Origin of the sequence: Cellulophaga sp. (genome assembly GCF_039943695.1) — a bacterium.
Lineage (GTDB): Bacteria > Bacteroidota > Bacteroidia > Flavobacteriales > Flavobacteriaceae > Cellulophaga.
In genome coordinates this window covers 1-15400 of record NZ_JBDVAA010000012.1, presented here as the reverse complement: position 1 = coordinate 15400, position 15400 = coordinate 1, and the positions used below count along the sequence as shown (strand labels likewise).

The following is a 15400-nucleotide window of genomic DNA, read 5'->3' as shown; positions in this document are numbered from 1 at the left end:
AGGCTCACCCCTTTCCATTCCGAACAGGGAAGTTAAGCTCATCTGCGCCGATGGTACTGCCACTAGGTGGGAGAGTAGGCCGTCGCCTTTTTTTTGAGAAGCCCTTATCTAACGATAAGGGCTTTTTTTATACCCTAAAATCAAAGATTACAAATTATAAACTGCTTTGTATGCGCTATACAAACAATACTTTATAGCATTGATTAGATTATACCAAACACAATAAAAGTCCTAGAAGCTAACTTCTAGGACTTTTGTTGTGTTTGGTTATACGGATGTATAACTAAAATTGAGATAATTAAATTTGTATAAGCTACTTACAGTACCAGAATAACTAGTTCTTAGGTGGTAATAATAGATGTTAGTTGTTGTAATTTAATAATTAAGAAGCTTTTTTAATCACAAAATTAATCTTACAAATAATTAGTATATTACTTACATTTATTTATTTTTGCCAAACAAATAAATATAAAATTTTTATGAAAGACATCAAATTATTTAAAGTACTATTTTTAGTTTTCCCTTTTTTTTTAATTTTAAGTTGTAGTGACGATGATGAAGAAGAAGTTACTGAAGAAATAATTGAAGAAGTAATTTTTACAGACTATACAATTACTGCTATTTCTAATGTTAATTCTATTGAATTAGATTGGGAAGACGTGACAGTATCAAATAAACAGAAAGTTACATATGATATATATGTAGATCAAGTATTAAAAGTTGCAGATTTAACTGTTTCTAATTATATATTAGAAAATTTATCTGCAGATACTGAATACAATATTGAGGTAGTTGCAAAAGATAAAAATGACAATAATGGATTGGCTAAGGGAACTTTTAGGACGAATATAAATCCATCTCCTTCAGAATTTGTAGTAACATCTAAAGATATAACAACTTCTGAATTTACACTTAACTGGACTCCGTCAATCATAGAAGGTGGTGATTCTGTTTCTTATGATATTTACCTAAATAATATTTTGGTAGTATCCGATCTTGATGCATTAAGTTATGTTTTTAAAGGTTTAGATGCAGAGACAATATATAATATTAAAATTACAGCTAAATCAAATGAATTTCAAACTACATCTTCTGAAAGTATAGAAATAACAACATTAGTAAAACCTGTACCTTCATTAGTTGAAATTACTTTTAAAGATGTAACTTCTACAGAGTTTACAATTGAATGGACACAATCAAATATAGATGGAGGTGAGGGAGTTGTATATGATGTTTATTTAGATGACGTTATGATAGCTTCAGGTTTAGATGTATTTACTTATACGTTCACTAATTTGAATGCGTCAAATAAATATAGTGTAAAAGTAATTGCAAAATCTAATGAATTTGAAACTATATCTACTCAAAGTATTGAAATAGAGACAAACAGTGCACCTTCTCCTAATGATTTCACTTTAACTTCAAGTAATATTCAGACAGAAAGTGCTAGCATTTTATGGTCATCATTGACAATAGATGGTGAAGGTGGGGTTTTAGCTGATGTATATATAAATGATTCTGAAGAATCTGTTGGTCTTACATCTTCAGGATATGTATTTACTGGGTTGACACCTAACACAAATTATATAATTAAGGTAATTGCAAGAAGTACAGAATATGGTACTACATTACAAAAGGAAATTACTTTTAAAACAGAACCATTACCAACAACTTTTGAAGTTACTTCTGCTACTGTTAGCCCTAGAACTACAGGAACTTTTGGGAGTGCACCTAGAGTATTAATTAGATTTTCAGATAGATCTCTATTGGATAATATTGAATTAAATGGTACTACTTATTCAAGTTATACTTTTGCAGGAAGCGATGGAATTATGATTCTTATATCAGATGATGAGTATAATACTTTAAATAATAAAGCTGTTAAAGAAGGTATAGCTAATTTTTCTGAAAATGGAGTATCTTCTTCGATAGTGTTTAGTTATACTGTGGATTAACATATTGTTCTAATTTTATTCTTGATATTAATGTATTAATCATAACTGATTTAAGATTAAGAATTTTTTAATTCAAATTAAAGGGCTAAAAACAGATGTTTCTAGCCCTTTTTTTATCCCATTATGTGATATTAAGTTATTCTTCTAAATACCTAATGCTTGTCCGCCACCTATTTGTATCGTTTCAGCGGTTATGAATGAAGCATCTTTACTAGCTAAAAAAGAAATAACCCCAGCAACATCTTCAGGCTGACCTAATCTTCCTAACATAATATTATTTGCCCATGAAGCAAAAACTTCTGGTTTTGTAGATTTAATTTGTGCATGAAATGGGGTGTCTATTGTACCAGGAGATACTGCATTCACTCTAATTCCGTATTCTGCTAAATCTTTAGCTAAAGCTCTTGTTATTGCGTGTACGCCAGCTTTAGATGTGCCATATATACCTGCACCAGGACCTCCTGCGGTCCAACCTGCATTAGAGGTATAATTGATGATAGAAGGGTGTTCTCCTTTTTTTAGGTAAGGTATAGCTGCTCTTGATGCAAAGAAAACTGAGTCTAAGTTTAGAGCCATAACAAACCTGTAAAATTCAGTTGTCATTTCTTCGAATCTAGATCTACCACCTAGACCACCAGCATTGTTCACTAGGACGTCTATTCTTCCATATTTCTCACCAATTTTAACTATGTTATCTGTTACAAGATCTTCTTTTGTTACATCAAAACCAACATATTCAGCTGTTATTCCTTGTTTTGTTAGTTCATTTACTCTATCAGCACCTGCTGTATCATCAATACCATTTAAAACAACAGTATATCCATCTGATCCCAATCTTTTTGCAACTTCAAAACCTATTCCGCCTGTGGCTCCTGTAACAATTGCTACTTTTCCTTTATTTTTACTCATTTCTATGTGTTTAATTTTTATTTAATTTGTTTTTCTATGTTTATATTTAATATTATTAATTTTTAGGTTTTAATGGTTGTATTTTAGGACATAATATCCAAACAGCTAATAATGCTATTATTGCTAATGCTCCACCTATTAAAAATGCAGGTGTATAGTTACCACCTTTAGTGATAAAAGTAACTAATAGCGTAAGCCCAGCTGCACCAAGTTTAGCTGCCATACCAGAAAAGCCTGAAAGAGTACCTACTATTTTTCCGCTAAAGAGATCACTTGGTAATGTTTGTATATTTCCAATTGCAATTTGAAATCCAAATAACAAAATAGCCATAATTACAACTGCAATTAATGCTGCTGTATTTCTAGCATTATTAATTTCTGATAAATAGGCAAGAGCTGCAATTCCAGAATCTGTAGGTGCTCCATATTTCGGCAATAAACGTTCTTCTTTTGTTGCTTCTGCTTTTGGTGTTTTCCAAACAGCAGATTGATATGCTTTCTTAAATGTAGGGTTAGATTTAATTTGATTAATATTTTTTCCAGCAATGTCTTGAATAAAATTTTTATCCGCTTTTAAGTCTTTAAATGCGTCATTATCCATTATCTTTTTAACTTGTGGATCAGCCATTGTTAAAGCAGCAGATTTCTCAACTCCAAAAACTCCTAAAATTTGAGGTGCACCAGGGTATTTTAATAGAATAAAACATGGAATCATTATGATACATCCCAATGTAATAACATACTTACGAGTCTTGTCTACAGTCCACGAAGAATTAAGTTTCTTTTGGGCAAGTAAACCTCCATACCATGCACCAATCATTGCACCTACATAAGGAACCCAAGCTGAAAATGCAATTTCTTTTACATTCATACCAAATACTTCAGATAGATATATAGGAATCCAAACTATAAACAACCACCATATAGGATCAAGTGCTGCCGAAGCAATTATTACACCCCAACTTTCTTTATGCTTAAGTAATTCTCCTGTATCAGGTACATAGCCATCATCATGATTACCATCTTCATCAAGATCTTGATTTTTTTGACCAGAGAGGATGTATTTTTTTTCGTCATCTGTTAGCCAAGGATGAGTTTTTGGTCCAGATTTAACAATATATAACCAAGGTAATAACCATAATAATCCAAGCAATCCTACCACTATAAATATTGACTTCCAATCTAAGTATGCAGATAACAGTCCAATTACTGGATAAGCTATAATACCACCAATTGCTGCCCCTGAATTAAAAACTCCTTGTGCAAGTGCTCTTTCTTTGGTAGGAAACCATTCTGCATTAGCTTTTGCCGCCCCTGGCCAGTTACCAGCTTCTGCTAAACCTAATATTGATCTAAAAATAGAAAAGCTTAACATTCCTTGAGCAAAGGCGTGCAGCATAGTTGCAACGGACCAAACCCCAATAGAGATTGCAAACCCAATTCTAGTGCCTATCCAGTCAAAAATTTTACCAAAAAGTGCTTGACCACTAGCATATGATATTATAAATACCGTAGATATTGTACCAAATATAACTTTATGTCCATCCTTATCCATTTCTGGGAATAAGTCTTGGGCAATGTCAGACCAAAGTGCACCAAAGGCTTGTCTGTCTATATAATTAATAACTGCAGCCAAAGCAACAAGTCCTACTACCCACCATCTTAATCCTTTTACTTTCATATTTTTTAATATATAAAAGGAGTGTATAGAATGTATAAATAGATGAATAACAATGGTAATTTGTTACTTTTCTAATTATTTTTACTTCCCTCCTTAATGTTTTTTTATAAAAAGATACTACGTGCAATAGGTATCTCTTTACTATCATTTTTATTTAATATTATAGCAATATTGATATAATGCATTGAAGTGTTCCTTCATTTTTTGTTTACCCAATTTTGGATCTTGTTTTTTTATGGCTTCATAAATAGCTGTATGTTCTTTAATTCCTTTAACTGTTTGATCTTTATCACAGACGTGGTATTTTTCGAAATCTATAATTATCTGCGGTGTTATAGTTAACATAAAAGTGTTAATAGTACTATTGCCACATGCTTTTGCAATTGCTAAGTGAAACAATAAATCTTCCTGTACCGCATCTTCATTACTTAAAGCTTTAGCTTCATAAGCGTCTAAAGCAGCCTTAATATTTATTAAATCCTCTTCTGTTCTCCTTAATGCAGCTAAACGAACCGTTTTTAATTCTAGTAAAATTCTAGTTTCTACTAGAGATTTAAAGTCTTGATTTTCTAACCTTAAAATGTCATCAATCATTCCGTTTAAAGCAATAATACCTATTTTAGCTACAAATGTTCCGCTTTGTGGAATTGATTTTAGTAAACCATAAAATTCTAATTTTTGAATAGCATCTCTTACGTTACTTCTACTAACTTCAAATTTTTCTGATAGCATACGTTCCGAGGGTAACTTATCCCCAGGTTCCAAATTTTTTAAGTTTATTAAATCTCTAATATTGCTAATTATTGAGTTTAATATTTGCTTATTATCATTTGTAGTTTGTACATCTAACTTCATAATTCAAAATTTTAAATGGCTTTAAATTGACGTCTAAAATAGTTAAGTTTAATGAGTGTTTTTCTATTTTTAATAGTTTTGTTAACACCAGGACTAACTAGGAACTGGTGCTAACAAAAACTAGAACTAACTCTACGTTTTAAACGTAACTTCAACTTTATATTTGATTTATTACTCTGTTATTTCTAACTCATAATATTTAACTTTAGCATAAGAGTTTTCATCTCTTGATTGAAAATAATTACCAGCTTTAAAATAGTTTTCAAAAACACCCCATCTTTTCATATGAATATTTTTGTATACTTTAAATTCATTATTATTTAGTGATACTATCATTTCTCCATCAGACACTTTAACTTCTATTGTAAATTTGCCAAAACCTACATTTTCTTTAAAAGTATGTCCTTCATCATCTGTCCAAGCTGTGTCATGTAAAATTTCTGTATCTGTTAAACTTAAGCTTATTAATTTTTTTGTTTTTACTCGTACTTTACCATTTTGCCAATATATTTTTAACATTGGAGGCGCATTATTGTCTTTTTGACCAATAAGTTTTTTTTGTTCATTGGTTAACCTACCGTGTATTTGCATAATAATGGTCTTGTGATATTTACCATTCCTATCTCTAGAAATATCTTCAACAGCAAGTTTTCCTTTTAAGCCTCTACCTTGTTTAAAAGTCCAGTTTACATTATTATTGCCTGGTTCCATTTGCTCTCTAAGTTCTGTTCTAGAATACTTAGTGTTAGCTGTTGTAGCAGCAGTAGGATATGCATAGAAAACAAGCGCACCAGAAACAGAATCATTATACATAAATGGCTTTAGTGTTTTGTTTGTGGCATAATTTAGTATCTCTGGTGGCTCTACTTCTATGGGTTTGCCAATAGGTAAGGTTACTTTCCAATGGCTTAAATCTATTTTTGGTAATCTGTATTTTTTCTTCTTATTTTTCTTTTTTAAAATTTTAGTATCCGATTCTACTACGCTACTTTTTGTTGTTTGGCAAGCAGCGTTAGTAGTAAGAAATACAATTGATATTATGGTTATTATTTCTCTTCGGAAATTCATTATTTTATATATTATGGTGCAGGTATAATACTAACATTATCTAAGTAAGTATCGCCAGTACTTACATTATCAATCCAAATAGCAATTTCACCTGTAGCATTTGCTTCAAATTCAAATGTAACTTCTGTAAAGTTATTTTTACCTAATGCCACATCACCATCAGCCTCAGCAATAAAACCAGTAGCTTCTAATTCATTTGCATTATCCATCCATCCGTTTAGGATACCAACTCTAACTTTATCTCCATCATTTTTAAGTGCGTAATGAAAAGTTACAATATATTTAGCGTTAGGGGTAACGGTTAAAGCTTGATAAGAAGCTCTGTCATTACCAGCGCCAGTTGCAGGGTATTTAGCACCTTGAGTTTTACCAGAAGTATTGTCAAAAGGAACAGTATAGGCACCATCACTAGTAGTTTGGTGTACTGTTGCCCCTATAATTCTCCAACAATTAGTACCGTCGTTTTTTGGGGTTTTAGGCGTACCATCTGATTGAATAAATATGCAGCCAAGTGTGTCTCCACCTTCATCAGTACCGTCTTCAAAAGCCCATTCTGATATTACTGGTGTAATTACAGTAGGAACTATAGGTTCTACCACTGTAACTGTTTCTGTGTACACACTTTTTACACCTAAATTATCTGAAGCAGTTAAGCTTACTACAAAATCACCTTCTCCAGGAAAAGTATGTTCTGGTTCTGCCTCAGTAGATGTTATTATTTCTCCAGAACTATGTGTAAATTCCCAACTGTATTGCGTTGCGCTGTTAGATTGATTACTAAAGCTATACGTTTTCCATGCATCATCTGAACCAGTATTTTGGGTAGCAGCAAAAAATGCAGTAGGAGGGGTAGCGTCTTCTATGGATGCAGTATCAGCTATATCATAATCTAAATCACAAGATGAAAAAGATATGGTTAGTAAAAAGATGGCAGTCAATAGTCCTGCTGTACCTTTTAATTTATTTATTTTTCTATTATTTTTCATAATTATATGTTTTAACTATTGTTTTTAGTAACCAGGATTTTGTGTTAATACACCTTTACTTAATCCAATTTCTCTTTGTGGAATAGGTAATAACAAATCTGTAGAAGAAAAACTATAGCCATTTTCTGTGGCAAATGCAGATAATACATTTGTTGCTTCTCCCATTCTAATTAAATCAAATAAACGCTTGTTTTCAAATGCAAGTTCTACACGTCTTTCATTTAATAATTCTTCCTTTGTAATGACTCCGTCTTCATCATCATTTAAACCAGCTCTTTCTCTAATTGCATTAAAAGATGCAAGCGCACCGCTGTTAGATGTAGATTCACCACCACCTAATATTGCTTCAACATGTAGTAAAACAACATCAGCATATCTTAAAACTATCCAATCATTACCAGATGCTTGTGCATCAGCGCTAAATGTTCTACCATTATCTCCACCATCTTCACCATTAGGCAAGTATTTAATAGCTTGGTTTTCTGTAGGTTGAAAAGGATCTATTCTGTAGGTATGTTGCGTTCTATCTCCTCCCATTTCTTCTAGAGCAGCAACTACATTTGTAGTAGCATAGTTAACGCCACTTGTTCTCCCAACAGAGTTTAACCATTCTGCTGAAAAATTTTGACTATTATTATTATCTCCTTGCTCGTAACCAATAGCAAAAATGATTTCATCATTACGCTCAGAAAAGAATATATCACTGTAATTATCTAGTAGGGTAAAACCTCTAGCAGGATCTAATATCTCTTCACATAATAATTGTGCTTGAGCGTAGTTTGGTGTTGGTAGAGTTAAATAGACCTTAGCTAGTAATCCTTGAGCTGCAGCTTTAGATGCTCTATCTTTAAAAGAATCATCTAAATTATCTACAGCAGTCTGTAAATCTGAAACAATTAGACTATAAATTTCAGAAGAATTAACTCTAGTAAAAGCAGTTTCAGTATCTAAAGGAGCAATAACATTTGTAACTAAAGGTATATCACCATATAGACGCACAAGGTTAAAATAAGCATATGCTCTTAAAAATTTTGCTTCACCTTCTAATTTTCCTGCAGCAGCATCAGATGCGGCATTTATGTTGTCTAAAACTATGTTAGCTCTAAATATTACATCATAAAAGCTTCTGTAATAATCTGCAACAATACCATTTGTAGATTCTATAGCAAAGCTTTCAAACTGAGCAGCTTCACCTTCCTGGCTTTTAGACCTTGTATTATCACTACGCATTTCTGTTACGTAAAACTCTACTTGAGTTGCGTGATTTAAGTTTGAGTTTGTAATTTTAGCTGCGTTTACACCTTGTAATCCGTCATAAATATTAATTACGGCAGCCTCTAGTTCTTCATCATTAGAATAAAATGCTTCTCCACTTGTTCCAGTTTTTAAGTCTGGTGATAAAAATGAATCTTCACAAGATGTAGATAAAATTGTAATGACTATTAATGTTAAAAATTTTAGTTTTTTCATGATTATATATTTTTAAATTAGTAGTTTAAAATTCTATGTTAATACCTGCAGATAGTGTACTAAACACAGGAGAACCAGCTCTTTGGTAACCATAAGTTGTTGCAGATGTTGTATTAATAGACTCTGGGTTAAAACCAGTATAATTATCTGCTGTTAGGTACATTACATTTTGTGCAGAAAGATAAATTCTAGCGCTTCTAATTTTTAATTGAGATGTAACATCTTTACTAAAGTTATATCCAAGGTTTATATTACGTAATGCTATATATGATGCATCTTGTATAATATCATTTGTAAATATTTTTTGTTTGATAAATTCTTGGTTTGGAGTACCTAAAATATAGTCTCCGGTAGGACCAGTAACAAAATCTTGAGAGCTATTAAAATGGTTAAAAATATATTGATCTCCCATATTTCTTATTTCAGCTCCATGACTTCCTTGGAACATAAAACTAAAGTCAAAATTTCCTATCTTAAAGTCATTAGACATACTCCAAACAAACTCAGGGTAAGGATTTCCTAAAATTGTTTTATCATCATCATCTATTATACCATCACCATTTAAATCTTTTACATATACATCTTGTGCTTCTGCTCCTACAGGATGAAAAGGATTTTTTAGAAATTCTAAAGGAATATCTCTTTCTACAACCCATCCATAAAATGATGAAATAGGGTTACCTTCTAAGTTAATCCATTCTGCAGCTCTTTTAGAATCTACATTTTGAATTTGTCCGTTAGAGTCAGCAAAGTCTGTTAATTCATTTTTATTAGTAGATGTAATAAAAGTTGTAGTCCATTTAAATTTAGGGCCAGCAACATTTCTTGTTCTTAATTCTACTTCTATACCAGAGTTTTCTACTTCTCCTATGTTAACAAGAGCATTTGTAAAGCCTGTTGTAGATGCAATAGGGTTGTTTAACAGTAACTGGTCACTAGTTCTTTTGTAGTAATCTACAGAACCAGATAATACATTGTTAAAGAAACCAAAATCAACACCAGGATTAAACTCTACTTGTCTTTCCCATTTTAAATCTGGATTAGATATGTTTAAAGGGTTAGCAGCATTTGTAACAGCTCCGCCGGTTACACCAGAAGCAATAGAGTTGTCTATTAAAGATAAATAAGGGTAATTGTTAATTAAGTTGTTTCCTGTTCTAAAAGAGTTGTTACCAGTTACACCATAACTAACCCTAAATTTAAGGTTGTTAATTACATCACTATTTTTTAAGAAATTTTCTCTAGAAATGTTCCAACCCAAAGAGCCGGCAAAGAAATTACCATATTTATTATTTGGTCCAAATACAGATGCACCATCTCTTCTAAAGCTAAAAGAAGCTAAATATTTATCTGCATAAGCATAATTTACTCTTGTAAAAAAAGATAATAAAGTACTTTCGTATTCTTCTTCATATTCGTTTGTAATATCGTCTTGGTTAATGTAACGAGAACTATCATCTGTATAACCTTGAGAACTAATAGTTTCAAACTCTGTTTTATACTTTTCGCCAGAAGCACCTAAAACAACACCAAAATCATGCTTATCAAATGTTTTATTGTATGATAATACGTTATCTAAGGCTAAATGCTGTGTTCTAGTGTTTGTACTATCTAATTTTGCAGCACTTGCACCGTTTCTGTTAGATTCTACACCTTGCCATCTTTGTTGTCTGTATCTTTGGTAATCACCAGATAAGGTAGTTTTAAAGCTTAAATCATCATTAATTTTATACTTAGCGTAGAAGCTACCAAGAATTTTACTTCTGTAATCTCTACGATCTCTTTCTAATATTTTTGCAGCGGGGTTAGTGTTAGAAGTGTTACTAATATTTGTACCACCACTACTGGCATTTACAGGAGCACCATTTGCTAAATCGTAACCATCAAAATGATATTGTAAAGCATAATCACCTATTTGAACATCTGCCCATTTGCCACCGTCTTGTACACGGTTTACAAATTGTATTGTGTTTGCATCATGATATACAGGTAACCAAGATGGTTGTCTTAAAATATCATGGGTAGAGCCATCAAAACGTCTACGTTCTGTGTAAGAAGGAGTAGCACTTAGACCAATAGTTAAATCATCTGTAACATCATAATCTAATCTAAGCTTAACACTATATTTTTTAAAATCATCTGTAAGTAAAACACCCTCATCATGATTGTAGTTTAAGTTGGTGCTAAATCTTAATTTATCATTACCACCTCTAATACCTAAAGAGTGATTAGTAATTACACCACCATCAAAAATAATTTCTTGCCAGTTTGTATCTACACCAATTAATTGTTTGTATCTAGTTTGGTCAGATATACCGTGTGTAAATTGTAATTCTGCAGCAGCAGTTTCTGCTACAGTAGAGTAGTAGGCATCGCTTTGTCTGGCAGTTTTAATACCAGTTAATGTAGAGTAACTAAATCTTGTTTCTCCAGATTTACCAGATTTTGTGGTTATTTGAATAATACCATTACCTCCTCTAGATCCGTAAATTGCACCTGAAGCAGCATCTTTTAATATTTCAAAAGATTCTACATCATTCATATCTAAAGATCCTAAGTAGTCATTAGGAACCACAACACCATCTACAACTACTAAAGGTCCTGAGTTACCAGTTATAGAACCTGTACCTCTAATTCTAATCGTTGGATCAGAACCAGCTTCACCTTCGGTTGCTTGTATGTTTACACCAGATACTTGACCTACCAAAGCATCATCTACCCTAGATACTGCTATTTGTCCTAAATCTTCGTTAACTATTTTAGATATAGAACCTGTTAAATGTGATTTTTTCTGTGTTCCGTAACCAACAACAACAACCTCATCTAACTTACTAGCGTCTTCATCTAAGGTAACATTAACAGTAGTTTGGTCTGCAATAGTGATACTTTTTGTGATAAATCCAATAAAAGAAAATTGAAGAATATCACCTTTTTTTGCTTTAATTTCATAATTACCATCAAAATCTGTGGTTGTCCCTGTAGCAGTGTTTTTAATGATAATGTTTACACCTAAAATAGGTAAGTTGTCTGCAGAAGAGACCACTGTACCCTTTATAGGGAAGCTTTCTTGAGCCAGAGTAATAGCGCTACAGAATAGCGTTATCACCAAAATTAGCTTTGTTTTTAAGTTCATAATTAATTGTTTAGTTTAATTGAGTTAATAGTGTTCTGTAGTAACTTAAAAACCATTTCTCTAGGCTAAAAGCAAATAATCATTACTTTTGTAAAGAATATGTTTTTATACTACATATTTATTACTTCCCTCCAAAGAAGTATTTGTAAAAGGATAGGCGTGCACCTATCCTTTTTTTGTGCTCTATTTAAATTTGGTTAACCAAACTGGTTAACCAGTTTATACTTTTCGAATATATGCAAAAATTTTGTTAAAAAAAAATAAAACGATCATTAATAAGTTTTTTTGTAAAACTCTCTATATTAAGGCTAAAGGCATTTTATTTTTTTTCATATCAATAAATTATGTTAATTGTAAGTGTAAGGACCTACCCAACTAAATTCTTTATTATTTATTGTTATTGAATGTGCTGTAGATTTGTCTGGGTTTGTATTAGATAAAATAAATAGTTTAGATTGTTTGTTGTTATTTGTAATACGTATTGCGGTATAGTCTTTACTATTTAAAAGGGTTTCTATTTTGGCTATACTACTATATGCATTTACAGAGAACTCTGATACAGGACTGTAGCTACCATGTGCTTCTATGGCATTTACGTATAATGCATTTTTAGTATTATTTTTTCTGATGATTAAAGTAGGATCTCTTCTTAAGTTATACTCTGGATCGTTAGCACCAATTCTGGCAAAAATAATTTTGTCTGTTGCTTGTGTAGCAGATGTTAATGTGTAAAATACATTATTGTGCATCCAATTAAATTTTAAATTACTATTTGGTGCATCTGCTAAAGCCTCTACAAATAAATGTTGGTAACCATTTTTGTCTCCCAATGTCTTTAATGTAGCTTGTTGTGTATACTTAAAGTTTGTTTGCATTATTTGACCTTTGTAATAAAAAGGCAAATCGTACTTATTTGATGAGCTACCAGTAACATTAAAAATATCTAAAACAAATGGCTCATTAATAAACAAAGAGTCTGAAACTATAGCCAAAGTTCTGTGTAATTCTGTGTTAGGATATGCATTATTTTCTTTAGCGCTAACTACTGTAATTTTTTTAGAAACATTAAATAAGTATTGGTTAGAATGGTTTTTACTGCCTAAACTATACTTACCATTAAAATGAGAAGTTTGGTTTTGTATAATGGTATTATGTGCTATTGTTTGTTTTGCCCAAGTAGTATTTTCTTTTAAGTAATTACCACCACCTTTTTGTTCTATATTAACAAATCTTGCTAAGCCATAATCTTGTACAACCTCTGTACCATCATTAAACATAAAAAAAGATAACTTGTCATAATGACCGTGACTAAGGCCTTGTGCTGTATATTTAAATATAACTTCTAAATTGTTGTTACGCAATACACTAATGCCACCTTGTTTACCATTGGGACCATCTGTTAAAGTAATAGATTTTTTTGTAAAAGGTTTCTCTAAATTATTTTTTAAACCTAATGCAACAGCTAAACCTGTATCATCTAAATTAACTTTATTTTGTTTTTTAGCAATACTTAGTAGTTCTGGGTTGTTGCCTCCGTAATGATAAGCAATATCTACAGCGGTTACTAATTCTCTAGAGTAGTAAGACATTCCTTTTTGCGCATCATTAATTGTGTAAAACTCTCCGTCTTTATCAGTAAGGTTTATTAATGCTTCTACTGCTTTTGTTAACACTGCGTTTTTATGCTCAAAAATTTTAAGTTCTGGTTTTTTGTTTTCTAATGCTTGTGCAAAAATTAAAAACGGGTACATAGCATATCTTTGGTAATAAGGACCTTCAGTATAATATCCGTCAGGAGAAAAAGGCTCATCTAAATTTGCTAAAAAGCCAACTTTTTGATCTTTATTTTTTATAAACCCACCATCATCATCTTTTAAATTAGCAGCAATAGAATCTGTTTTTAATCCGTAAAGTGCTTTTTGCAAAAGCTCATCATTATCCATAACCAATGCAATCATCCCAACTGCAACATTACCCCAAGTACTGTGGTTATGTACTCTATTAAAAAATTGAGGATTTTCTTTTGATATAAAATTAGCAAACGGAATAAATAAATCGTTTTCTAAATGTTTTCTTTCTTCTTTAGATAACCAATTGTAAATACAATCGTAAGCTTGACTAGCATATACCAACCAATTAGAGTCATTTAAACATTGCCAAAAAAGTTTACCTCTTGCATAAGACCTTTCTTGTGGGTGTAAAGGTAGTGTAGGGTACAACTTTGCATACTCTAAAAACATATCTCTAACGTATACTGCGTATTTCTCATCATCTAAAATTTGATAAAGCACACCAGCTTTTTGTAGTATTAGAAAGTTTTTTTTGTGCTGTTCATGTGTATAACCGCCAGAAAAATCTTTTGGAACAGGAACGTCTATACCTTTACTAATCTCAGCATCTACTTCTTGTTTAACATCTTCTAAAGTTTTGTCAAACAAAGGAATTGTTCCTAACTGAGCTTTAATATTTTTTACACCTTCTTTAGTTAGTATTAAACTTGGGTGATTAGTTGTTGCTTGTTCTGTTGCTGTTGTAGCAGTTACTTTATCTTTTTTACAAGCAAAAAGACTTAATACCAATACAAAACAGATGTATTTTTTTAAAACCATTAGTTAGTTGTTTATAATTAAGCCTAAATTTTTACCATCTGTAGCCTTACTAGCAAGATCAGAGTTGGTAGATAATGCATAAGAACCCTCTTTAAAGCCAGGATCTAAGGTCCATAAGTTTTCTACATTATATTTTTGGTCTCCTGTAATTTCTAAACCATCAGACTTGTAAAAATTATTATTTAAAATATTTACAATAGGTTCACCAACCACCAAATGCATTTTTAAAGACTTGGTTTTATTAAAAATATTATTAGTAATGGTGTTTACTTGTACTCCATAAAGATTAATTGCGGCGTTGTACTTGTTTCTTTTACCGTAACCAATAGCATCAAAAGTATTGTGGTCTAATTCTAAAAACGGCCCAAAAGTACTCTCGTCCTTGCCGCCTCTGTGTAAACTTAAAACAGCACCATTTACATTGCTAAAACTATTATTTTTTAAAATTACATACTCAGCATTATAAATTCCAATATCCTCTGTCTCTTTGTCTAATGCCAAAACATTACCACTAATAGTATTAAATTTTGAGTTTTTAATACTAATTGTATCTGCAAATGTGTTTTTGTAAACCATTACAGCATCAAAAGAATGGTTAACATCTAAATTTACAAAGTCACAATTATCTATAAACAATTTGTAATTTTTGTTCATAGAATATTTACTCGTCGTAATAACAGAATTTCCTGTCCTGTCAGGGGCGTTTTCACCATCAAAATTAATTCCTTTTAGAT

9 protein-coding genes, 1 rRNA gene and 1 pseudogene are annotated in these 15400 nt (G+C 31.5%); 2 read left to right on the top strand and 9 right to left on the bottom strand.

Translation table 11 applies throughout. The features are described from left to right. Both rrf and ABJD66_RS01095 read left to right on the top strand, forming a co-directional pair. A 5S ribosomal RNA gene (rrf, locus tag ABJD66_RS01100) occupies positions 1-91 on the top strand; the annotation flags it as partial. A 388-nt stretch (positions 92-479) separates the two neighbouring features. Next, a complete protein-coding gene (locus tag ABJD66_RS01095) occupies positions 480-1955 on the top strand; it encodes a fibronectin type III domain-containing protein (protein WP_348127257.1) in 1476 nt (491 codons plus the stop codon). 144 nt (positions 1956-2099) lie between these two features. Here ABJD66_RS01095 and ABJD66_RS01090 read toward each other — a convergent pair whose 3' ends face one another. The 9 genes and pseudogenes from ABJD66_RS01090 to ABJD66_RS01050 form a co-directional block, all read right to left on the bottom strand. Then, on the bottom strand, positions 2100-2864 hold the full coding sequence (locus ABJD66_RS01090; protein ID WP_100895346.1) for an SDR family NAD(P)-dependent oxidoreductase: 765 nt from the start codon (positions 2862-2864) through the stop codon (positions 2100-2102). 55 nt (positions 2865-2919) lie between these two features. After that, a complete protein-coding gene (locus tag ABJD66_RS01085) occupies positions 2920-4545 on the bottom strand; it encodes an MFS transporter (RefSeq protein ID WP_100895347.1) in 1626 nt (541 codons plus the stop codon). 150 nt (positions 4546-4695) lie between these two features. Continuing rightward, the gene (locus ABJD66_RS01080) at positions 4696-5400 is read right to left on the bottom strand and encodes a FadR/GntR family transcriptional regulator (protein WP_100895348.1); all 705 of its coding nucleotides are present in this window, start codon (positions 5398-5400) and stop codon (positions 4696-4698) included. Between the two features lie 171 nt (positions 5401-5571). Beyond that, the gene (locus ABJD66_RS01075) at positions 5572-6471 is read right to left on the bottom strand and encodes a polysaccharide lyase family 7 protein (RefSeq protein ID WP_232732658.1); all 900 of its coding nucleotides are present in this window, start codon (positions 6469-6471) and stop codon (positions 5572-5574) included. Between the two features lie 8 nt (positions 6472-6479). Then, positions 6480-7454, bottom strand: coding sequence for a PKD domain-containing protein (locus ABJD66_RS01070; RefSeq protein ID WP_100895350.1), 975 nt, complete (start codon positions 7452-7454; stop codon positions 6480-6482). A 24-nt stretch (positions 7455-7478) separates the two neighbouring features. Continuing rightward, positions 7479-8924, bottom strand: coding sequence for a RagB/SusD family nutrient uptake outer membrane protein (locus ABJD66_RS01065; protein WP_100895351.1), 1446 nt, complete (start codon positions 8922-8924; stop codon positions 7479-7481). A 25-nt stretch (positions 8925-8949) separates the two neighbouring features. Continuing rightward, positions 8950-12057 carry a TonB-dependent receptor gene (locus tag ABJD66_RS01060; protein ID WP_303543312.1) on the bottom strand — a complete coding sequence of 1036 codons (3108 nt, stop codon included), beginning with the start codon at positions 12055-12057 and terminating at the stop codon, positions 8950-8952. Positions 12058-12404: 347 nt separating this feature from the next. After that, positions 12405-14666, bottom strand: coding sequence for a heparinase II/III family protein (locus ABJD66_RS01055; protein WP_348127248.1), 2262 nt, complete (start codon positions 14664-14666; stop codon positions 12405-12407). A gap of 3 nt (positions 14667-14669) precedes the next feature. Continuing rightward, a pseudogene (locus ABJD66_RS01050) lies at positions 14670-15400 on the bottom strand (alginate lyase); the annotation flags it as partial.

Excerpts from the sequence above, each read along its gene's own strand:
- ABJD66_RS01085 (WP_100895347.1), bottom strand. The coding sequence starts at position 4,545 with ATGAAAGTAAAAGGATTAAGATGGTGGGTAGTAGGACTTGTTGCTTTG.
- ABJD66_RS01060 (WP_303543312.1), bottom strand. The coding sequence starts at position 12,057 with ATGAACTTAAAAACAAAGCTAATTTTGGTGATAACGCTATTCTGTAGC.
- ABJD66_RS01065 (WP_100895351.1), bottom strand. The coding sequence starts at position 8,924 with ATGAAAAAACTAAAATTTTTAACATTAATAGTCATTACAATTTTATCT.
- ABJD66_RS01070 (WP_100895350.1), bottom strand. The coding sequence starts at position 7,454 with ATGAAAAATAATAGAAAAATAAATAAATTAAAAGGTACAGCAGGACTA.
- ABJD66_RS01090 (WP_100895346.1), bottom strand. The coding sequence starts at position 2,864 with ATGAGTAAAAATAAAGGAAAAGTAGCAATTGTTACAGGAGCCACAGGC.
- ABJD66_RS01055 (WP_348127248.1), bottom strand. The coding sequence starts at position 14,666 with ATGGTTTTAAAAAAATACATCTGTTTTGTATTGGTATTAAGTCTTTTT.
- ABJD66_RS01095 (WP_348127257.1), top strand. The coding sequence starts at position 480 with ATGAAAGACATCAAATTATTTAAAGTACTATTTTTAGTTTTCCCTTTT.
- ABJD66_RS01080 (WP_100895348.1), bottom strand. The coding sequence starts at position 5,400 with ATGAAGTTAGATGTACAAACTACAAATGATAATAAGCAAATATTAAAC.